This window comes from Agrococcus sp. KRD186 (assembly GCF_017168255.1).
Classification (GTDB): Bacteria; Actinomycetota; Actinomycetes; order Actinomycetales; family Microbacteriaceae; genus Agrococcus.
This window is the reverse complement of record NZ_JABFAP010000001.1, coordinates 2,401,559-2,422,214: the sequence shown is the minus strand read 5'-3', so window position 1 is coordinate 2,422,214 and position 20,656 is coordinate 2,401,559. Positions and strand designations below refer to the sequence as shown.

Genomic DNA, 20,656 nt, shown 5'->3' with positions numbered 1-20,656 from the left:
GACTGCCGTCCCGGGAAACTGTGATGTGAGCGAGAAGCCTTAGAAGGGCGTCTCGTCGTTGTACGAGGTGCCGGGAGCGCCCCACACGTCGCCGCCCTGCTGGGGCTGCGACTGCGGCTGACCCCAGGGCTCGCCGGCAACCTGCTGCGGCTGGCCGAAGCCGCCGCCGCCCTGGGTGCCGCCCTGGCCGCCACCGGAGCTGCGGCCTGCGCCGCCGCCCGTCGTGCGGGTGACCTGTGCCGTGGCGTAGCGGAGCGAGGGGCCGATCTCGTCGACCTCGAGCTCGATGACCGTGCGCTTCTCGCCCTGCTGCGTCTCGAACGAGCGCTGCTTCAGGCGGCCCTGCGCGATGACGCGGCTGCCCTTCTGCAGGCTCTGCGAGACGTGCTCGGCGAACTCGCGCCACACCGACGCGCGGAGGAACAGCGCTTCGCCGTCCTTCCACTCGTTGGCCTGGCGGTCGAACGTGCGGGGCGTCGAGGCGATCGTGAAGTTCGCGACCGCGAGCCCGTTCTGCGTGTAGCGCAGCTCGGGGTCGGCAGTCAGGTTGCCGACCACCGTGATGATCGTCTCGCCGGCCATTGCTACTTGGCCTCTGCCTCGGTCGACGTCGCCTCTGCCTCGGGGGCAGCGGTCTCGGTCTCGGCCGGAGCGGCCTTCGCCTCGGCCGGAGCCGGCTTCGCGTCGGTGACGGGCTTCGCCGTCTCCGCCACGGGCGCCTCAGCAGCCTTGGCAGCCTTTGCCTCGGCGATGCGACGCGAGTCGCTCGTCTGCGACACGGCGACCTCGGCACGCAGCACCTTGGTGCGCATGACGGCCTCGGAGAGACCCAGCTGGCGGTCGAGCTCGTCGGTGGTCTTCGAGTCGGCCGTGAAGTTCACGACGGCGTAGATGCCCTCGGTCTTCTTGTCGATCTCGTAGGCCAGGCGACGACGGCCCCAGATGTCGGTCTTCTCGATCGTGCCACCATCGTTGCGGATCACGTTGAGGAACTTGTCGAGCGACGGAGCGACAGTGCGCTCGTCGATCTCTGGGTCGAGAATCACCATCAGTTCGTATTCCTGCATGCTTCACCCACCTCCTTCGGACTAGAACGGCTGCAGACGGTCTGCAGCAGGAGGGTATGCATGGTGCGCGGGCATGGCCCAGCGCAACCTGTCAACTGTAGCGCAAGCGCCTCGCCGCGCTCAAGCACCGGCGCATCAGCCGCGCGCGGCCCACCACTGGCGCAGCACGCGCTCGGCCTCCTCGGGCTCGGCCGGCCCGTGCTCGAGGCGGTGCTCGAGCAGCATCCGGTACGCCTCGCCCACCTCGCGGCCGGGCGCGATGCCGAGCAGCGCCATGATCTGCTCGCCGTCGAGGTCGGGACGCACCGCGTCCATCTCCTCCTGCTCGCGCAGCTCGGCGATGCGCTGCTCGAGGTCGTCGTAGGCGAAGTCGAGCCGCTCGGCCTTGCGCCGGTTGCGGGTGGTGACATCCGAGCGGGTGAGGATGTGCAGGCGCTCGAGCAGCGGGCCCGCGTCGCGCACATAGCGCCGCACCGCCGAGTCGGTCCACGCCTGCTCGCCGTAGCCGTAGAAGCGCAGGTGCAGCTCGACCAGCCGGGCGACCGATTTCACCGTGTCGTTGTCGAACCGCAACGCCTTCAGGCGCTGCTTCGCCAGCCGCGCGCCCACCAGGTCGTGCTGGTGGAAGGTGACGGTGCGGCCCTCGATGCGCCGCGTGGCGGGCTTGCCGATGTCGTGCAGCAGGCCGGCGAGCCGCGAGACCAGGTCTGGCACCGCATCCGGATTCCTGGACGCCTCGAGGTCGATGCCCTGCTGCAGCACCGTCAGCGAATGCTCGTACACGTCCTTGTGGTGGGCGTGCTCGTCGGCCTCGAGGCGCAGCGCCGGCACCTCCGGCAGCACCCGGTCGAGGATGCCGGTGTCGGTCAGCAGACGGATGCCCGGCACGGGCCCGCTGGTGAGCAGCAGCTTGGTGAGCTCATCGCGCACCCGCTCGGCGGAGATGTCACGGATGCGGTCGGCCAGCTCGGTCATCGCCGTCACCACCCGCGGTGCCACCTCGAAGCCCAGCTGGGCGGAGAAGCGTGCCGCGCGCATCATGCGCAGCGGGTCGTCGTCGAAGGACTGCTCGGCAGCCTGGGGCGTGTCGAGGACGCCCGACAGCAGGTGCTCGATGCCGCCGCCGACGTCGACGAGCTGCGGCGACGCATCCGTCACCGCCTGCGTGCTGCGGTGCTCGGCGCGCAGCGGCGTGAGCCGCAGCGCCATCGCGTTGACGGTGAAGTCGCGGCGCACCAGGTCGCCCTCGAGGGTGTCGCCGAAGGCCACCTGCGGCTTGCGGGAGACGCCGTCGTAGGTGTCGGCGCGGTACGTCGTGATCTCGACCTGCTCGTCGCCGATGCGCGCGGCGATGGTGCCGAACTCGCGCCCGACGTCCCAGGTGGCGTCGGCGAGCGGCTCGACGACGGCGAGGATCTCGTCGGGAGTGGCGCTGGAGGCGAAGTCGAGATCGGTCACCGGACGGTCGAGCAGCGCATCGCGCACGGGGCCGCCGACGAGCGCGAGCTCGTGGCCCGCCGCCGCGAACGCCTCGGCGAGCTGCCGTGTGGGCGCAGCGGCGACCAGCGCGTGCAATCGCGCGGTCGCTGCAGCCATGTCGGTCACGACCGATCATTCTGGCACCTCAGCCACTGGATGCAGGGTCAGCCGTGCCGAGGCCCGAGACGGGCCTCGGCGCTGGGGGCGCGGCGTCGGCCAGAAATGGCCGCCGCCCTCGAGCGCCACCGCGCCGCCTACACTTGCCACCATGCTGTCGGCAGGTCGCCTCGCGCGACGGCGCGCGACCGCGTGCGCCGTCGTCGCGCTCGCGACCGCCCTTCTGACAGCGCCGCTGCTTGACGCTCCGGCCGCCGGCGCCACCGGCGCGCCGGAGGATCTGACCGCCGAGGCGCCGCAGTTGATCATCGCGCCCGTCGACCCGCTGCTGCAGGACGGCGAGAGCCTCGAGCTCGAGCTCACGATCGACAACCAGACGGACGATCCGACCGCCTCCACGACCGTCGAGGTGCTGCTCACCTCGCAGCCGATCGGCACCCGCTACAGCCTCAGCCGCTGGATCGACGGCGAGGCGTTCATGGCCAGCTCGAGGATCGCCGAGGTCGACCTCCCTGCGGTCGCCGCGCTCGATCGAGTGACCGTGCGCACGACCATCGACGCCGAGACGCTCGGCCTGGACGAGCGTTCGTGGGGACCGTACGGCGTGGCCGCATCCGGTGCCGAGTTCGAAGGCGTGACGACCATGATCGTGCGCGACGAACCCGGCGAGGCCAGCCCCACGACGCTCGCGCTCGCCGCGCCGATCGATTCCCGCATCGACGAGAGCGGGCTGCTCGATGCCGAGCAGCTCGAGACGGCCACTGCGCTGGGCGGCGCTCCGCGCACGGCGCTGGACGCGGCGATGGGTGCGAACGCCACGATCGGCGTCGACCCGGCCTTCGGCGCCAGCGCCGAGGTGCTCGGCGACGAGGCGCCGGAGCTCGCGACCGCCTGGATCGACCGCGCGGACCGCCCGGGCACCTACCCGCTGCTCTACGGCAACGCCGATCCCATCGCGCAGCTGCGAGCCGGGGTGTACCCGCTCGAGCCGCTCGGCATCCCGCGCGCCGACGACGATCCACTGCCTGCCAGCACCGGCTCGCTCGGCAGACGGGCACCCGTGATCGACGCGACCGAGGCGATCGTGCAGCAGGGCGAGCTCGAGGCGCTCGCCGGCGCCGGCACCGTGGTGCTGTCGACCGCCATGATCGACGAGCAGCTCGGCGGAGCGACGCCCAGCGCGCATGCGCGCATCGACGGCGTCGCCGTGCTCGCTGCGGACGCCCAGCTGCAGGAGCTCATCCACGCTGCCGCCGGGGCCGACGCCGAGACCGCCGCCGACCTGCGGGCAGAAGTCGTGGCGCTGCTGGCGGCCATCACGCGCGAGCGCCCGAGCGACCCACGCACGCTGGCGGCGGTGCTGCCGGCATCCAGCCTCGGCGACTCCGCGGCGCTGCTCGCCGATCTCGCCGAGGCGCAGTTCGTCGAGACCACCGGCATCGACGCGGCGCTCGAGGTGCCCGCGCGCGACGCGACGCTCAGGCAGATCGACGACGCGCAGCGCAATGCCGGCGCAGACCTCGTCACCGCCGCGCTCGAGCAGGAGGCCGAGGCGGCGCGCCTCGCCTCGATCGTCGACGATCCGGCCAACCTGCTGGCAGAGCTGCGGCTGGCCGTGCTGGCGGCCCTGCCCGACGCCGGCAGCGACGTCACCGAGCTCGACCGGCTCGCGATCGAAGCGCTCGGCAGCTCGATGAGCGAGGTGCGCAACGCCGTGCAGCTCGTCGCCGGCAGCGACATCCATGCGGTCGGCGAGAGCGTGCCGCTGCCGATCACGATCACGAACGAGCTGGATGTGCCGGCCAACGTCGTGCTGTCGGTGCGGGCCACGAACGCCCTCGTGAGCATCCCGGAGTCGCGCATCGAGGTGGCGGTCGCCCCCACCAGCCAGCAGCGGGTGCAGGTGCCGATCGACGTGGTCGGCACCGGATCGCTGCTGATCGTCGCCCAGCTGCACACGCCGGACGGCGTGCCGCTCGGCCAGATCCAGTACCTGAACGTCACCGCACAGCCCACCATCGAGGTCGCCGTCGCCTGGACGCTCGGCATCGCCGTGGTGCTGCTGCTGGGCTTCGGCATCCTGCGTTCGGTGCTGAAGCGTCGCCGTGGGCAGGCGCGCGGGGACATCGACGACCTGGCCAGGGATCAGCCCGCCACATCCACGGAGGAGACCGCGTGAACGCTGGCAGGGCGAGCGCGATCATCGCGTCCGGGACGATGGTCTCGCGCATCCTCGGGTTCGTGAAGATGGCGATGCTCGCCATGGCGATCGGCCAGGGTGCCTCCGAAGCCGCTGAGGCCTTCGGCCTCGCCAATCAGCTGCCGAACAACGTCTACGCGCTCGTCGCGGGCGGCGTCATGAGCGCGGTGCTCGTGCCGCAGATTGTCAAGGCGTCGAAGGCCGCCGACGGCGGCGAGTCCTACGTCTCCAAGATCCTCACGCTCGGCGGCACGGTCTTCCTGCTGCTGGCCATCATCGCGACCATCGCGGCACCATTCCTGGTCAGGGTGTACGCGGTCAGCGCTGGCGAGAACGGCGCGGGGTTCTCGGACCCGCAGCTGGCGCTCGCGACCGCGCTCGCCTACTGGTGCATGCCGCAGATCCTCTTCTACGCGATCTATACGCTGCTGGGTGAGATCTACAACGCCCGCGGCCAGTTCGGTCCCTACACCTGGGCTCCCGTCGTCAACAACATCGTCTCGATCGCGGGCCTCGGCGCCTTCATGCTGCTGTTCGGCGGCGAGGCGGTCAACACCGACATCGCCGTCTGGAACGCCGATCGCATCACGCTGCTCGGCGCTGTCACCACCGCGGGCGTCTCGGTGCAGGCGCTCGTGCTCGTGCTCTTCTTCCGCAAGACGGGTCTGAAGTTCCGGCTCGACTTCGGATGGCGAGGCGTCGGTCTCAGGGCGACCGGTACCGCCGCGATGTGGCTCTTCGGCATCGTCATCATCGGCCAGATCAAGGGCATCGTGCAGTCGCGCGTCGCATCGATGGGCGAGGTCGCCAACATCGCCACGATGCAGAACTCCTGGTACGTCTTCTCGCTCCCGCACTCGGTCATCGCCGTATCCATCGCGATCGCGTACTTCACGAGCATGTCGCGCCATGCGAGCGTCAAGAACATCGCCGGCATCCGGCAGGATCTCTCGGCTGCGCTGCGCGGCGTCGGCATGCTCACCACGATCTCCGCGTTCGTGCTCGCCGTCATCGCGGTGCCGTTCGCGCGCATCCTCGAGCCCAGCTTCGACCTGATGCTCTCGATGGCCTGGGTCATCTGGGCGTTCCTGATCTGCCTGGTCGCGTTCAGCGCCGAGTACGTCATCCAGCGTGTGTTCTTCTCGCTCGGCGACACCCGCACGCCGTTCATCTATGCCTGCTTCGGCATGTTCGTGACCTTCGCGCTGCTCTGGGGTGCGTCGACCCTGCCTCCCGTGTGGATCATCGCCGGCACGGCCGCCGCGGTCTCGGCCGCCAACCTCATCTCCTGCGCGGTGTGGCTCATCCTGGTGCGCCGCAAGATCGGCCCCTTCGGCTTCACGCTCATCGGCCTGCGGCACGTGCAGTACCTGGCATATGCCATCCCGGCTGGTGCGGCGGGCGCCGCCACGGTCTGGGCGCTCGGCGGCTACCGGGCGGGCGGGTTCGGCACCACCAACGTGCTCGGCGCCGTCGCCACCTGCCTCGCGGCCGGCGTCGTGATGGCGCTCATCTACTTCGGCCTCCTCTACCTCACCCGCAACCCCGACTTCCGCGCCACCGTCGACATCGTGGTCGCCAAGTTCCGAGGCGGCCGCGGCAACGGCGGGCAGGGCGCCGGTCCCGACGCCGACCCGAACCTCCCGGGCCCGAACGCACCCACCGGCACCGATCCCGTCTGAGCCGCACCGCGCATCCGCTGCATGACCGCCGCACAACTGCGGCGTCTACGATGGCGCCGACGGGGGTGGATGCGTCCCCGCACCACGTCGGCACCGTCAGGAGGCAGAGATGGCGAGTCCGCTCATCCGCATCGCCGCACCGCTGCTCGTCGGCGCGCTCGCCGGTGTCGGCGCCATCGTCGCGAGCACCCTGACGCGCGAGCGCAAGCAGCACGCGCTCAGCCCCGCTCCCCGGCCGCTCGCGGTGCAGGGCTGGTGGTCGTCGGAGGCCTCCTCGTCGCTCGCGCACGCGCACCCGGAGGTGCTGATCGTCGACGCCGACACCGCGCGGCTGGTCGACTCCTGGGATCGGCGCGCCCGCGACCGCGTGCACCGCCCCGTCGTGCGCCGCACGCCCGAATGGCCGGCAGCGGGCCTGATCGTCGTCGACGCCGCGACCGGCGATCTGCTGACGATCGTCAGCGACGGCGCTCCCGCCAGCGCGCCCGCGGCCAGCGCGCCCACGGACCGGGGAATGCCCACGACCTAGACTCGGTTGTTCCAGAAGCACCCCCACGATCCAGGAGGCCTCGTGCACGACGTCATCATCATCGGCTCCGGCCCGGCCGGCTACACGGCCGCGATCTACGCCGCGCGGGCCAACCTGCAGCCGATCGTGCTGGCCTCCAGCGTCGAGATGGGCGGCGACCTCATGACCACCACCGACGTCGAGAACTTCCCCGGCTTCCCCGACGGCGTGCAGGGCCCCGACCTGATGTTCGCCATGCAGCAGCAGGCCGAGAGGTTCGGTGCAGACGTGCGCATGCAGGATGCCACCGAGCTCGAGCTCGACGGCGAGATCAAGCGCGTGCACGTCGGCGACGAGGTGCTCGAGGCCCGCACGGTCATCTTCGCGACCGGCTCCGCCTACCGGAAGCTCGGCATCGCCGGCGAGGAGCCGCTGTCGGGCCATGGCGTCTCGTGGTGCGCCACCTGCGACGGCTTCTTCTTCAAGCAGAAGCAGCTGGTCGTCGTCGGCGGCGGCGACTCGGCCATGGAGGAGGCGACCTTCCTGACGAAGTTCGCCGACAAGGTCACCATCGTGCACCGCTCCGAGCACTTCCGCGCGAGCGAGGTCATGCTCGAGCGCGCCCGCGAGAACGAGAAGATCGAGTTCCTGCCGAACACGGTGATCGAGCAGATCAACGGCACCGAGGTGAACGGCACCAACCAGGTCTCCGGCGTCACCCTGCGCGACACGGTCTCCGGCAGCACCTGGGAGATGCCGATCGACGGTGTCTTCGTCGCCATCGGCTCCGACCCGCGCACGCACCTCGTGCACGGCAAGCTCGAGCTCACCAGCGAGGGCACGATCGCGGTCGACGGCCGCTCGTCGCGCACCTCGGTGCCGGGGGTCTTCGCCGCGGGCGATGTCATCGACCCCACCTATCGTCAGGCCATCACGGCCGCCGGGTCCGGCACGGTCGCCGCACTCGACGCGCAGCACCACCTGGCCGCGCACCCCGCGCCGGCCCTCGTCACCACACCTACGGAGGCAGCACTGTGAAGGAAGTCACCACCGCATCGTTCGAGCAGGACGTCCTGAAGGCCGACAAGCCGGTCGTCGTCGACTTCTGGGCAGCCTGGTGCGGACCCTGCCGCGCCGTCAGCCCGATCCTCGAGCAGATCGACAGCGAGACCGACAAGCTCGACGTGGTCAAGGTGAACGTCGACCAGGAGCCCGACCTGGCCATGCGCTACAACATCACCTCGATCCCCGCCATGAAGGTCTTCCAGAACGGCGAGGTCGTGCACGAGCTCATCGGCGCCCGGCCGAGGCCGGCGATCGAGCAGGAGCTCGCCGCCTACCTCTGATCCCCCACGCTCGTCGAGCAGACCGCGCAGCGGTCGTCGCGAGACCGAGTTGATGAAGGCCCGACCGGATGCGTCCAGTCGGGCCTTCGTCGTCGTCCTGCGTCAGTCGGTGCTCGACTGGGCGCCGCCGCTGAAGCCCTGCTCCCCCAGCTCACCGAGGATGCGGTTGAGGTCGGCGACGGTGGCGAAGTCGATCGTGAGCTGCCCCTTCGAGCGTCCGAGCGAGACGCGCACGCGCGTGTCGAGGCGGTCCTCCAGGCGCGTGGCGATCTCGTCCAGCCCGTGCTGCACGGCGCCCTTCGTGGGGGCCTTGCGGGGCGTGCGCGTCTGGATCAGCCCGGCAGCGGCCTCCGCCGCGCGTACTGAGAGATCCTCGTTGATGATCTTCGTGGCGAGCTGCTCCTGCGCATCGGTGCTGCTGAGCGAGAGGATCGCGCGGGCGTGACCGGCGGAGAGCACGCCGCTCGCCACGCGCGTCTGCACCGTCTGCGGCAGCTTCAGCAGCCGGATCGTGTTCGAGATCTGCGGGCGACTGCGTCCGATGCGCTTCGAGAGCTCGTCCTGCGTGATGGCGAAGTCCTCCATCAGCTGCTGGTACGCAGAGGCCTCTTCCAGGGGGTTCAGCTGCGCCCGATGCAGGTTCTCGAGCAGCGCATCGCGCAGCATCGCGTCGTCTGGGGTGTCCTTGACGATCGCGGGAATGGTCTCGAGCCCGGCGCGCTGGCTCGCGCGCCAGCGCCGCTCCCCCATGATCAGCTCGTACTGCGTGCCGTCGTCGCCGACTGCGGCGGGGCGCACGACGATCGGCTGCAGCACACCGAACTGGCGGATGGAGTGCTCGAGCTCGCTCAGGTCATCCTCGTCGAAGACCGTTCTGGGCTGGCTGGCGTTCGGTCGGATCGCGCCGGGTGCGACCGCGACCAGCGTCGCTCCCGGGACCTCGAGCAGCTCGTGGCTGTCGTCCTCGCCGGAGAAGAACACATCGACCGGACGAGTGCCGGGCTTCGCCGGGCGGCGCCGTCGCGCCGGTGCAGCGGTCTCCCCGGCCGCCTCGCTGGGTGCGTCGGGTGCGGCTTCCGCCGTCGGTGCCGGTCCTGTGGGGATCAGTGCGCCGATGCCGCGCCCGAGTCCTGCCTTCTTGCTCATGCCGTTCCTCTGCGTGCGATCTCCGCGGCGGCCTCTCGGTATGAGAGCGCTCCCGGGGAATTGGGGTCGTAGGCGATCACCGTCTGGCCGTAGCCGGGTGCTTCAGAGACGCGGACGGAGCGCGGGATGACCGCCTCCAGCGTCTGGTCCGGGAAATGCGCGCGCACCTCGTCGACGACCTGACGCGAGAGCAGCGTGCGGCCGTCGAACATCGTCAGCAGCACCGTGCTGACGATCAGCTTCGGATTCAGGTGCGCCTGGATGCGGCTGATGGTGTCGAGCAGCTGCGAGACGCCCTCGAGGGCGTAGTACTCGCACTGGATGGGCAGCAGCACTTCGGTCGCGGCGGTGAACGCGTTGATGGTGAGCAGCCCGAGCGACGGCGGGCAGTCGATGAAGACATAGTGCGGGGGCTCGTCGAGCGACGAGAGGTGCGCGTCGAGCGCCTCCCGCAACCGGTGCTCACGGCGCTCCATGCCGGCGAGCTCGAGATCGGCGCCGGCCAGATGGATGGTCGACGGGACGACCTGGAGCAGCTTGTTCTGGGGGCTGATCGCGATCGCGGTGGACAGCGGTTCGCCGTCGATGAGCACGTCGTACGTGCTGATCACGTCAGCGTGGTGGTCGATGCCCAGTGCGGTGGATGCGTTGCCCTGGGGATCGAGGTCGAGCACCAGCACTCGTGCGCCACCCTGGGCGAGCGCGGCAGCGAGGTTCACGGCGCTGGTGGTCTTCCCCACGCCGCCCTTCTGATTCACCACCGTGAGGATCCGCGTGCGCGCCGGCAGAGGCAGTTCCTGTGCAGACAGTGCGTGGCGCCGGCGGGCCATCGCCGCCAGCTCGCGTGCGATCGGAGTCGTGTCGAACTTTCCCGTGGTCACGCGTGCCCTTCTCGTCGATGTTTCACGTGGAACATCGATGCGCGCGCAGTCAGGACGTCCAGTGAAGGTGATGATCTCCTAGTCTGGCCCGCCGCGGGCCAATCGCAAAGTCCACGCGGCAACCGATCTGCTCCAACACGAGCAATGCACAATGTCGAGAGTTCTCCACAGGCCTGTGGAGAACGGTGTTATGCGTCCCCGTAGTTCAACTCGAGCCTGACTGTCGCACGATCATCGAATTGCCCGCGTGTTTCCGCGGAAGTTCAGCGCACCGCACCGGCAGCGCATGCCACACGAGCGCAGTGCATTGCGACAGTTATCCACAGTTGTCCACAGGGCCGGGACGAGCCCGTATGCGCCGCAACGCTTCTCAAACGCGAGCTAGCGGTCGACCGTTGCAGTCGATCGCGTGCAACTCGAGCAAAGCGCGACGAATGGAGCTGGCCTCGGAGCATTCCCCTCAAGCTGCGAGCGCGACGCGCCCGTTGCCCGCACACCCGTGACGGCGCAATCGAATGGCGACATGTTTCACGTGAAACGCCACGCACCGGGTGTGGGCCCGCTGCTGTCGTCCGCGACGGTTCAGGTACGAGGCGCCCGCGCCCTGGATGGAGACTGCAGGCTGCGCTGTGTCGACGAACAGATGTGATCAGAGGGCGGGCCGATCGTTGCGTCATGCGCGGAGTAGCTGAGTTGCTGCCGCGGGGTGCAGGGGAATCCAGGCACGGCGCGAGCCAGCAGGAGGCCAGCGCGCGCGTGACCGGCCACTGCCCGTTGTCGCGCTGAGATGTTTCACGTGAAACACTACCGGCTGCCATACGAACCACCGGGGACGTTCGACGCCGCCACACAGCGTGCAGGTGGTGCAGAGTCGATCCGAACTCCCGCGTGCATCGCGTACGACGAACAGCGCACACACTGGTGCGCAGACTTGTCGAGTACGAGTCCACCATCTGCGAGGTACTGCTGAAGAACCGTGTCGCAGCCAAGGACCAGATCTGCGGCGCGAGAGTAGTTGTGCGGCGCGCCGGGCTCAATCCCCGACCGAGACAGACTGGGACTGGCTAGAGGCAGGCGCCGTAGAGGGCAGTTTCGCGGGCTGTGGTCCCGCGATACTGCTGTGGTCCAGCGGGCAGCACGACGTTGCATGCACTGTTTCACGTGAAACGTCACCGGAACAGACGCGGAGCAGACGCTCTAGCCTCCGCTCGACCAGGCGGCACGGCAGATCGCAACGTACACGCGGACAACCTAGGGCTGGGCACGGAACGAAGCAGATAGCGCGACCTGTGCCGCGGATGTTCCACGTGAAACACCACCATCGACGCAACAGTCGCCGAGGCCGAGCTCGCAGCTCACAACGCAGTCATGCCGCCGGCGATCTACGGGTCGACGACTGCCCTGACGACGCGAGTCGTCTCGACGCCGTGCTCCGCGCCGAGCTCCAGGACTTCAACGTCCTGCAGGCGATGCTTGCGGATCACCTTCTGCGCGGCAGCCAGCTCATCCTCGGCGCGCGCACCCTTCATGAGCACCAACTGTCCACCGCTGCGCACCAGGGGAGCGGTCAGCGGGATGAGTGTGCGAAGCGCGGAGACCGCACGCGCGGTGACCTGATCGAGCGGGCGCAACGCACCCGAGCCGGGCAGATCCTCGGCGCGCGCGCGCAGGACGGCGACGTTCGCCAGCCCCATGCGGTCCACCTCCGACTGCAACCACTGCGTGCGTCGCTCCATCGGCTCGATCAGCGTGAACTCCACGTCGGGCCGGGCGATCGCCAGGACAAGACCGGGCAGGCCTGCCCCGGATCCGACGTCACCGACACGACCAGCGAGCAGGGGAGCGAGCAACACAGAATTGAGAATGTGTCGACTCCACAGTTGCGGCCACTCTCGCGGGCCGATGAGCCCCAGTGTCTCACCGTGCTCGGCGAGCGAGGCGACGAACGAGCGCGCGAGCTCGATCCGCTGGCCGAACAGCTCGACAGCCGCCGGAGGCTCGATCTCGAGTGCCGGGGGAGCGGGATCCGTCATCGAATCAAGCCGGCAGCACGACGATGTGGCGGTCCTTCGCCTCACCCTCGGATTCACTGCTCAGACCACGCTCGCGGATCAGATCGTGCACCAACTTGCGCTCGTACGACGACATCGGCTCGAGGGGGACGCTCGCGGCCCCGGATCCGATCGACTCGGCGGCGCGGTCGACGATCGCCTGCAGCTCCTCCGCGCGCGCGTCGCGCGAGCCTGCGACATCCAGCACCAGACGGGAGAACTCGCCGGTCTGCTGCTGCACGGCAAGACGCGCGAGCTCCTGCAGCGCAGCGACCACCTGAGGCTCCGAGAGCCCACCGAGGTCATCTCCGGCCTCGCCGACCACGATCGTGGTGCGCGCATCCGTCTGCTCGATCTCGATGTCGCCATCCAGGTCGGCGATGTCGAGGAGCCCCTCGATGTAGTCAGCGGCGATGTCGCCGTCATCGGCGCCTGACTGCTCATCCTGCACGGGCGCTGTCTGCTCGGTCATGCTGCTCACTCTCGCTCAGACTTGGGCTTCTTGGACCGCGGCTGCTGCCGCTGGGTCTTGGTCTCGATCTCCGCTTGCGTCGCAGCCTCGTCGTCGGCACCCTCGACGGCCGGCAGCCCCATGCGCTGCCGCTTGCGGGCCATGCGTGCCTCGCGAGCCAAGGCGGCCTCGGAGCCAGGCGTAGGGAGGCTGTTGATGATGATGAGCTGCTGCACAGCGGTGAAGATGTTCGAGACCAGCCAGTAGAACATGGTGCCGAGTGGGAAGAGCCAGGCGGAGACGAGCAGGAACACCGGGATGATGTAGAGCAGGATGCGCTGCTGCTTGTACATCGGCGATTCCTTCATCGCCGGCGTCTGGTTCTTCGACATGATCTGCAGCTGCGTGTAGAACTGCGTGGCGACCATGATGAGCGTCAGCACGATCGCGGTGATGATGACCGGGATGCTGCCCTGCTCGAAGCCGGCCTGCATCGTCATGTGCAGCGGCACGACGCCGAAGAGCGTCGACTCGCTGAAGAGCGTCGCCAGCTCGAGCGTCAGCAGGCCTACGCCCGGCTTCTGCTGGTTGGCGTCGGTGAGCACCTGCACCAGCCCGAGGAAGATCGGCATCTGCACCAGCAAGGGCAGGCAGGACGCAAAGGGGTTCGTGCCCGCCTTCTTGTACGCCTCCATCGTCTCGCGCTGCATCGCCTCGCGCGAGAACTGATCCTTCTTGCCCTTGTACTTCTTCTGGATGCGCTGGATCTCGGGCTGCACCTCGAGGGACTTGCGCGACGACAGGATCTGGCGCACGGTCAGGGGGATCATCGCGCTGCGGATGACCAGCACGAGCCCGACGATCGACAGCACCCAGGTCAAGCCGGAGCCGTCACTGAAGCCGATCGCGGTCCACAGCGTGTGGAATCCGACGAGGATCGCCTCGATGACCCACTTGATGGGCCACATCAGCAGGGCGAAGATGTCCAAGCTGTCACTGCTCCTTGCGGGCGAGCACGAACCCCGCCCGAGTTGTCTCGAACCGCTGTCGCGGCTCTGGGATGTCGTCCACTCCGCCGGCTGCCCACGGGTGGCAGCGGAGGATGCGCCTGGTTCCGAACCAGATGCCGCGCACCACTCCGTGCTGCTGGATCGCCTCCATGGCGTACCGGGAGCAGCTGGGGTAGTAGCGGCAGACGTCGCCATAGAGCGGTGAGATCACTGCTCGGTAGGCGACCAGGATCGCGACGCAGATGTTGCGCGGAATCAGCATGAGCTTCATGACCGACGCACCATCAGCGGCACGATGCCAGCCTTGAGTGTAGCGAAATCAGCAGTGGCCGCCGCAGGCAGCGCCCGGACCACGATGTCGGCGGTGTCGATCGCGCCGAGCTCCGCCCGGACGATCTCGCTGAGCCGCCGACGAACCCGGTTGCGGATCACCGCGTTGCCCACCTGTTTGGACACGATGAACCCGAAGCGGGCCACTGCCGCTTCGGGTTCCGCGCGGTGCACGATCGCGAGCTCGCCGCCCGCGCGCCGACCGGAGCGCACGATGCGACGGAAGTCAGCGCCGCGCACGATCCGGTTCGCCTTCGCGAGCACTCGTGGCTGAGCCGGTCAGCTCAAGCCGAGAGCTCGCTGCGGCCCTTGCGGCGGCGTGCCGCGAGGATCGAGCGACCGGCACGCGTGCGCATGCGGAGGCGGAAGCCGTGCTTCTTGCTGCGACGGCGGTTGTTCGGCTGGAACGTGCGCTTGCTCATGGTGTCTCTCCCGTGGTCCGGCGCTGGTCCGCGCCGCAAGTCATGGTGGCGAGCCGACGGGCTCGACGATGTGCCGCACTGCGGGCGCGGCAACCTGACAACCATACGCGAACCGGCCGCGAGGGTCAACGGCAGCGGGCTGTGATTCGCGCCACGCCGAGTGGGTGCAGCAGGGACTTGCACCGGATGCACTATGCGTGCAGACTCTATGAATCCGCGCCGCGACAGGTGCAAGGGCGCACCCTCGAGGGCGGACCTCTCTTCCATAGAACCTGTGGATAATGGTGTGGACATCACCCCGTCAAACGACTGTCGCGGAGAGGAAACCGCATCCGATGGCCCCGGACGAACGCACCGGACAGCTCTGGTCCAACGTCCTGGCGACCCTCGAGCAGGACAGCCGAATTCCCCCGTCGTTGCGCGGTTTTCTCGACCTCGTCGAGCCGCAGGGCGTGATGGGATCGGTGCTCTACCTCGACGTGCCCAACGATCTGACCCGGGACATGCTCGAGCAGCGCCTGCGACTCCCGGTCACGGAAGCGCTTGTGGAGAACGCTGTGGAGATCGGGCAGTTCAAGATCGTCGTGAACCTTGATCTCGAGCGCGAGGAGCCGCTGCCGGACCTCATCGACGATCCTGCTTCGGAGCCGGTGGTGGCCCCGGTCGTCAGCTACGAGCGAGACGCGGGCGAGACCAGCCAGCGGCGTGTCGACTCGCGGCTCAACCCCAAGTACACGTTCGACAACTTCGTCATCGGCGGCTCGAACCGCTTCGCGCACGCGGCGGCGCTCGCCGTCGCCGAGACGCCGGCCAAGGCATACAACCCGCTGTTCATCTACGGCGACTCGGGCCTCGGCAAGACGCACCTGCTGCACGCGATCGGTCACTACGCCGAGGGCATGTACCCGGGCATCCGCGTGCGCTACGTCTCGAGCGAAGAGTTCACGAACGACTTCATCAACTCGATCGCCAACAATCTGAACCAGTCGTTCCAGCAGCGCTACCGCGAGGTGGACGTGCTGCTCATCGACGACATCCAGTTCCTGCGCGGCAAGGAGTCGACGCAGGAGGCGTTCTTCCACACCTTCAACACGCTCCACGACCACAACAAGCAGGTGGTGATCACCTCCGACGTGGCCCCGAAGCACCTGCAGGGCTTCGAGCAGCGGATGGTGAGCCGCTTCGAGTGGGGACTGATCACCGACGTGACGGTGCCCGACGTCGAGACCCGCATCGCCATCCTTCGGAAGAAGGCGGAGGCGGAGCGCATCCAGATCCCCGCCGAGGTGCTCTCGGTCATCGCCGACAAGGTGCAGTCGAACATTCGCGAGCTCGAGGGCACGCTGATCCGCGTCACTGCATTCGCCAGCCTCAACCGGCTGCCGGTCACGATGGAGCTGGCGCAGACGGTGCTGAAGGACCTCTTCTCCTTCGATGAGGAGGCACCGGTCTCGCCGAGCGACATCATCAGCCACACCGCGAACTACTTCAAGCTCACGGTCGACGACCTGCACGGCTCGTCCCGGTCGCAGACGATCGCGCTGGCACGCCAGATCGCCATGTACCTGTGCCGCGAGATGACGAGCATGTCGCTGCCGAAGATCGGCCAGCTGTTCGGCAACCGCGACCACACCACCGTGATGTACGCGAACAAGAAGATCGAGAAGCTCATGCAGGAGCGCCGCTCGGTCTACACGCAGGTCACCGAGCTCACCGCTCGCATCCGCTCACGGGCCTGAGCCTGCTTCCGTGCACGGTCCCAGCGACCGTGCACCTTCGGCGCGCCAGAGATCGACCGACCTGACGACAGAAGTCTCAACGTGCAGTTCATGTGGTTCGACCTGTGGAGAAGCGAGCGGACCTGTGGAGAACGCATCGGGACCTGTGAGCGGCACCGTAGGACGCATCCGTCGTCGTCCACGGACCCGGCGAGATCGTCAACAGCGGCTCAACATCTTCCACCGTTGTAGTTCCCATGACCCGACCCGCGACCAGCTGCGTCGTCCACAGGTTGCACAGCGGTTATGAATGACAGGTTTCGTGAGCAGAGGATTCGGCGAGTCACCAACCATGTGGCTCGGCCGGTGGACGGGACCCCGGGCGGCGAACGGCGAGGCTGTGCCAGAATCGACACCGCCGTGCACGCTGTTCGGCGCGGCACCGTCCTGCGACGCCACGAGCGGCGAAGGATCTGCTTGAACGAGGGAGCCCCGTGAAGTTCGTCATCAACCGCGATGTCTTCAGCGATGCTGTGTCGTTCGCCGTCAAGCTGCTGCCGCAACGGCCCACGATGCCCATCCTCAGCGGTGTGCGCATCGAGGCCACCCCCGACGGCGTGGTGTTCTCGTCCTTCGACTTCGAGTCGTCGGCGCGCACCTCGGTGCAGGCCGATGTCGGTGCCGAGGGCGTCGTGCTGGTCTCAGGAAAGATGATGAGCGACATCGCGGCGAAGCTGCCGCAGCGCGAGGTGCGGGTCGAGGACGACGGCACGAAGGTGTCGATCCGCTGCGGCAATGCGAACTTCTCGCTCGCGAAGATGCCGCTCGAGGAGTACCCGACGGTGCCGACCGTCGAGGGCCGCACCGGCGTCGTCGAGGGCAAGGCCTTCGCCGAGGCGATCGGGCAGGTCGCCATCGCGGCATCGCGCGAGGATGTCACGCCCGTCATCACCGGCGTGCAGCTCGAGGCCTCCGACACGACGCTCACGCTCATCGCCACCGACCGCTACCGGGTGTCGGTGCGCAGCGTGCAGTGGGACGCCGGCGAGCACACCGACGCGGTCACCTCGCTGGTGCCGGCGCGCACGCTGATGGAGGTCGGTCGCACCTTCGGCGGCTCCGAGCGCATCGAGATCACGATGAGTGAGGCGGGGGAGCGGCAGCAGATCGCCTTCTCCACCGCCGATCGCACGGTCACGAGCCTGCTCATCAAGGGCAACTACCCGCCGGTGCGCCGGCTCTTCCCCGAGTCGAGCGAGCACCACGCGGTCGTGAACACCGCCGAGCTCGTCGACGCCACCCGCCGCGTGCAGCTGGTGCTCGACGCAGAGGCCGCCATCCGCTACACCTTCAGCGAGGGCCAGGCGCAGCTCGAGGCGATCGGCTCCGAGCAGGCGCAGGCGAGCGAGATCATCGACGCGGTGCTCGAGGGTGACGACATCGTGCTCTCGATCAAGCCGCAGCTGCTCATCGACGGCATCCAGGCGACGCACTCGGAGTTCGTGCGCGTCTCGTTCACGCACTCGGAGAACACGAACAAGCCCGGCCCCATGCTCATCCGCGGGCAGACCTCGCGCGACGATGCGGAGGCCACCGACTTCAAGTACCTGCTGCAGCCCAACCTGCTGCTGCGCTGATCCACTCAGCTGCGAGACGAGGGAGCACCATGACGATGCACATCGGATTGATCGGGCTCGGCCGGATGGGCGGCAACATGCGCACTCGGCTCGAGAACGCAGGGCTCACCGTCACCGGCTACGACACCAACCCCGAGGTCTCCGACGTCGCGACCGTCGACGAGCTGATCGCGGCGCTGCCGACCCCGCGCGTGGTGTGGGCGATGGTGCCGGCGGGCGAGATCACGGATGCGGTGGTCACCGAGCTCGGCGACAAGCTCTCCGAGGGCGATCTGGTCATCGACGGCGGCAACTCGCGCTTCACCGAGGACGAGCGGCACGCCGCCGACCTCGCCGAGCGCGGCATCCGCTTCGTCGACGCCGGCGTCTCCGGCGGCATCTGGGGCCTCGACAACGGCTACGGCCTGATGGTCGGCGGCGACACGGCCGACATCGCCGAGCTGATGCCGGTCTTCGACGCGCTGCGGCCCGAGGGACCTCGCGAGGAGGGCTTCGTGCACGCCGGCCCCGTCGGCGCCGGCCACTACGTGAAGATGGTGCACAACGGCATCGAGTACGGCCTCATGCAGGCCTACGCCGAGGGCTTCGAGCTGCTCGAGAAGAAGGACCTCGTGCACGATGTCGCGGGCAGCTTCAAGGCCTGGCAGCGCGGCACCGTCGTGCGGTCCTGGCTCCTCGACCTGATGGTGCGCGCGCTCGACGAGGACGACGACCTGTCAGAGATCGAGGGATACGTCGACGACTCGGGCGAGGGCCGCTGGACGGTGGAGGAGGCGATCGCGAACGCGGTGCCGATGCCCGCCATCTCAGCCTCGCTCTTCGCTCGCTTCGAGTCGCGTCAGGACGACAGCAGCGCCATGAAGGCGGTCGCCGCGCTGCGCAACCAGTTCGGCGGTCACTCGGTCAAGAAGGCATAGGTGCGCGTCAGTCGGCTGACGCTGACCGACTTCCGCAACTATCGCAGCGCGGATGTCGAGTTCGCGCCCGGCGCCAACCTGCTCGTCGGGCGCAACGGCCAGGGCAAGACCAACATGGTCGAGTCGCTTGTCTGGATCGCCACCGGCTCGAGCCATCGGGTGCCGACGGATGTCGCGCTCATCCGGGCGGGTGAGGCACGTGCGATCGTGCGGGCCACCGTCACGAACGACGAGCGCTCGTTCCAGCTCGACGTGGAGCTGAACCTGCGGGGCGCGAACCGCGCGCAGGCGAACGGCCAGAACGTGCGCATCCGCGATCTGCCCCGCTACCTGCAGGCGGTGCTCTTCAGCCCCGAGGACCTGCAGCTGGTGCGTGCCGAGCCTGGCGGCCGGCGGCGCTTCCTGGACGAGCTCGCGGTCATGCGCGCGCCGCGGCTCGCCGGGGTGCATAGCGATCTCGACCGGGTGCTGAAGCAGCGCAACTCGCTGCTGAAGAGCGCCCGCGCCGCGCGCATGCGCCCCGACGACATGACGACGCTCGAGGTCTGGGACGGCCGCCTGATCGAGCTCGGGCTCGAGGTGCTGCGCACCCGCAGGGCGCTGGTCGCCGAGCTGATGCCGCACGTCGACGCCGCCTACCGGCTGGTCGCCGGCGACGAGCACGAGGCGCGCATCGAGCTGGTCACGAACGTGCCGGACACGGCCGAGGAGTTCAGCGCGCTGCTGGCGCAGCGGCGGCGGGACGAGCTCGACCGCGGCGTCAGCCTCGTCGGCCCGCACCGCGACGATCTCGAGCTGCACCTCAACGACCTGCTCGCGCGCCACTACGCCAGCCACGGCGAGTCGTGGTCGTTCGCGCTCGCGCTGCGGCTCGCCTCCGCCGAGCTGCTGCGCGACGGCTCCGGCGGCGACCCGGTGATGATCCTGGACGACGTGTTCGCCGAGCTCGACGCGGGCCGCCGGCAGCGACTTGCTGAGGCGGCAGGCAGCTTCGAGCAGGTGCTCATCACCGCGGCGGTCGAGGGCGATGTGCCCGAGGTGCTGCGCGACCATCGCATCCGCATCGACGCCGGGCAGGTCGTCAATGCTGGGGAGGTCGTCAATGATGGGCAGGTGGTGGAGGATGCGTGAACTGGCACCCACCGAGCCCGAGCGCGTCTGGCTGCGGCTGAAGGCCAAGATGGGCAATCCCGAGATGGTCACGCGCGACGGGCGCCGACGATCGCGCCGGGACCCGGACGCATCCGTGCCCTTCGGCAAGGGGCGCGACCCCCACTCGCTCGGCGACGTGCTCGGCACCTTCGCCGAGGACCGCGGCTGGGTGACGACGCTCGCGCGCGCCGACGTGATGGGCCACTGGCCGGAGCTGGTGGGGGAGGAGAACGCCGACCGCACCGAGCCGGTCTCCTTCGAGGACGGCGTGCTCACGGTGCGCTGCGCATCGACCGCCTGGACGCAGCAGATGCGCATCCTGCGCGCCGAGACCACCACCCGCATCCTCGCGCGCTTCCCGGAGTGCGGACTCACCTCGGTGCGCTTCATCGGGCCCGACCTGCCGAGCTTCAGCCGCGGCCGTCGCTCGGTGCCGGGCCGCGGACCGCGCGACACCTGGGGCTGAGCGCAGCAATCCTCAGGACCGCCTGAGCGGCGATGCCCCCGTGCTTGGATACGCTGTCTGACAACTGCCTCGAGGA

The 20,656-nt window shown here is 68.8% G+C and carries 20 protein-coding genes and 1 pseudogene; 10 read left to right on the top strand and 11 right to left on the bottom strand.

The features are described from left to right. Window positions 1-39 precede the first annotated feature (39 nt). From J1M46_RS11855 to J1M46_RS11845, 3 genes and pseudogenes are all read right to left on the bottom strand, one after another. Entirely contained in the window at window positions 40-582 is a 543-nt protein-coding gene (locus J1M46_RS11855; protein WP_206447982.1) for a single-stranded DNA-binding protein, read from the bottom strand. Between the two features lie 134 nt (window positions 583-716). Continuing rightward, window positions 717-1,067 (bottom strand): annotated as a pseudogene (gene rpsF, locus J1M46_RS11850) (30S ribosomal protein S6); the annotation flags it as partial. A gap of 135 nt (window positions 1,068-1,202) precedes the next feature. Next, on the bottom strand, window positions 1,203-2,672 hold the full coding sequence (locus J1M46_RS11845; protein ID WP_446698584.1) for a CCA tRNA nucleotidyltransferase: 1,470 nt from the start codon (window positions 2,670-2,672) through the stop codon (window positions 1,203-1,205). A 142-nt stretch (window positions 2,673-2,814) separates the two neighbouring features. Here J1M46_RS11845 and J1M46_RS11840 point away from each other — a divergent pair, with 142 nt between their 5' ends. From J1M46_RS11840 to trxA, 5 genes are all read left to right on the top strand, one after another. Beyond that, window positions 2,815-4,842, top strand: coding sequence for a DUF6049 family protein (locus J1M46_RS11840; protein WP_206447980.1), 2,028 nt, complete (start codon window positions 2,815-2,817; stop codon window positions 4,840-4,842). Further along, window positions 4,839-6,545: a lipid II flippase MurJ gene (gene murJ / locus J1M46_RS11835; protein ID WP_206447979.1), complete on the top strand. Its 1,707-nt coding sequence runs from the start codon at window positions 4,839-4,841 to the stop codon at window positions 6,543-6,545. The genes J1M46_RS11840 and murJ overlap by 4 nt, the downstream gene beginning before the upstream one ends. Window positions 6,546-6,654: 109 nt before the next feature. Then, on the top strand, window positions 6,655-7,074 hold the full coding sequence (locus J1M46_RS11830) for a hypothetical protein (protein ID WP_206447978.1): 420 nt from the start codon (window positions 6,655-6,657) through the stop codon (window positions 7,072-7,074). Window positions 7,075-7,116: 42 nt separating this feature from the next. Next, complete coding sequence (gene trxB / locus J1M46_RS11825; RefSeq protein WP_206447977.1) at window positions 7,117-8,091, top strand: thioredoxin-disulfide reductase; 975 nt, start codon at window positions 7,117-7,119, stop codon at window positions 8,089-8,091. Beyond that, window positions 8,088-8,399, top strand: a complete 312-nt coding sequence (gene trxA / locus J1M46_RS11820; protein WP_206447976.1) for a thioredoxin — start codon at window positions 8,088-8,090, stop codon at window positions 8,397-8,399. The genes trxB and trxA overlap by 4 nt, the downstream gene beginning before the upstream one ends. 102 nt (window positions 8,400-8,501) lie before the next feature. Here the strand turns inward: trxA and J1M46_RS11815 are convergent, their stop codons facing one another. The 8 genes from J1M46_RS11815 to rpmH all read right to left on the bottom strand — a co-directional run bounded on the left by J1M46_RS11815 (window position 8,502) and on the right by rpmH (window position 14,690). After that, the gene (locus tag J1M46_RS11815; RefSeq protein WP_206447975.1) at window positions 8,502-9,545 is read right to left on the bottom strand and encodes a ParB/RepB/Spo0J family partition protein; all 1,044 of its coding nucleotides are present in this window, start codon (window positions 9,543-9,545) and stop codon (window positions 8,502-8,504) included. After that, entirely contained in the window at window positions 9,542-10,375 is an 834-nt protein-coding gene (locus J1M46_RS11810) for a ParA family protein (RefSeq protein WP_206448714.1), read from the bottom strand. The genes J1M46_RS11815 and J1M46_RS11810 overlap by 4 nt, the downstream gene beginning before the upstream one ends. A gap of 1,433 nt (window positions 10,376-11,808) precedes the next feature. Then, on the bottom strand, window positions 11,809-12,459 hold the full coding sequence (rsmG, locus tag J1M46_RS11805; protein ID WP_206447974.1) for a 16S rRNA (guanine(527)-N(7))-methyltransferase RsmG: 651 nt from the start codon (window positions 12,457-12,459) through the stop codon (window positions 11,809-11,811). A gap of 4 nt (window positions 12,460-12,463) precedes the next feature. After that, on the bottom strand, window positions 12,464-12,949 hold the full coding sequence (locus J1M46_RS11800; protein ID WP_206447973.1) for a Jag family protein: 486 nt from the start codon (window positions 12,947-12,949) through the stop codon (window positions 12,464-12,466). A 5-nt stretch (window positions 12,950-12,954) separates the two neighbouring features. After that, window positions 12,955-13,917 (bottom strand): membrane protein insertase YidC, encoded by a 963-nt coding sequence (yidC, locus tag J1M46_RS11795; RefSeq protein WP_206447972.1) that lies wholly within the window; start codon window positions 13,915-13,917, stop codon window positions 12,955-12,957. Window positions 13,918-13,921: 4 nt separating this feature from the next. Then, window positions 13,922-14,209: a membrane protein insertion efficiency factor YidD gene (gene yidD / locus J1M46_RS11790; protein ID WP_206447971.1), complete on the bottom strand. Its 288-nt coding sequence runs from the start codon at window positions 14,207-14,209 to the stop codon at window positions 13,922-13,924. After that, window positions 14,206-14,532: a ribonuclease P protein component gene (gene rnpA, locus J1M46_RS11785; protein ID WP_206447970.1), complete on the bottom strand. Its 327-nt coding sequence runs from the start codon at window positions 14,530-14,532 to the stop codon at window positions 14,206-14,208. The genes yidD and rnpA overlap by 4 nt, the downstream gene beginning before the upstream one ends. A 20-nt stretch (window positions 14,533-14,552) precedes the next feature. After that, window positions 14,553-14,690 (bottom strand): 50S ribosomal protein L34, encoded by a 138-nt coding sequence (rpmH, locus tag J1M46_RS11780; protein WP_092917217.1) that lies wholly within the window; start codon window positions 14,688-14,690, stop codon window positions 14,553-14,555. 335 nt (window positions 14,691-15,025) lie between these two features. Here rpmH and dnaA point away from each other — a divergent pair, with 335 nt between their 5' ends. From dnaA to J1M46_RS11755, 5 genes are all read left to right on the top strand, one after another. Then, window positions 15,026-16,429 (top strand): chromosomal replication initiator protein DnaA, encoded by a 1,404-nt coding sequence (dnaA, locus tag J1M46_RS11775; protein WP_206447969.1) that lies wholly within the window; start codon window positions 15,026-15,028, stop codon window positions 16,427-16,429. 473 nt (window positions 16,430-16,902) lie between these two features. Continuing rightward, window positions 16,903-18,045, top strand: coding sequence for a DNA polymerase III subunit beta (gene dnaN / locus J1M46_RS11770; RefSeq protein WP_206447968.1), 1,143 nt, complete (start codon window positions 16,903-16,905; stop codon window positions 18,043-18,045). A gap of 35 nt (window positions 18,046-18,080) precedes the next feature. Continuing rightward, entirely contained in the window at window positions 18,081-18,962 is an 882-nt protein-coding gene (gene gnd, locus J1M46_RS11765) for a phosphogluconate dehydrogenase (NAD(+)-dependent, decarboxylating) (protein WP_206448713.1), read from the top strand. Further along, window positions 18,963-20,093, top strand: a complete 1,131-nt coding sequence (recF, locus tag J1M46_RS11760) for a DNA replication/repair protein RecF (protein ID WP_206447967.1) — start codon at window positions 18,963-18,965, stop codon at window positions 20,091-20,093. It begins immediately after the preceding gene. Then, complete coding sequence (locus tag J1M46_RS11755; RefSeq protein ID WP_206447966.1) at window positions 20,086-20,580, top strand: DUF721 domain-containing protein; 495 nt, start codon at window positions 20,086-20,088, stop codon at window positions 20,578-20,580. Before recF ends, J1M46_RS11755 begins: the two co-directional genes overlap by 8 nt. Window positions 20,581-20,656: the final 76 nt, after the last annotated feature.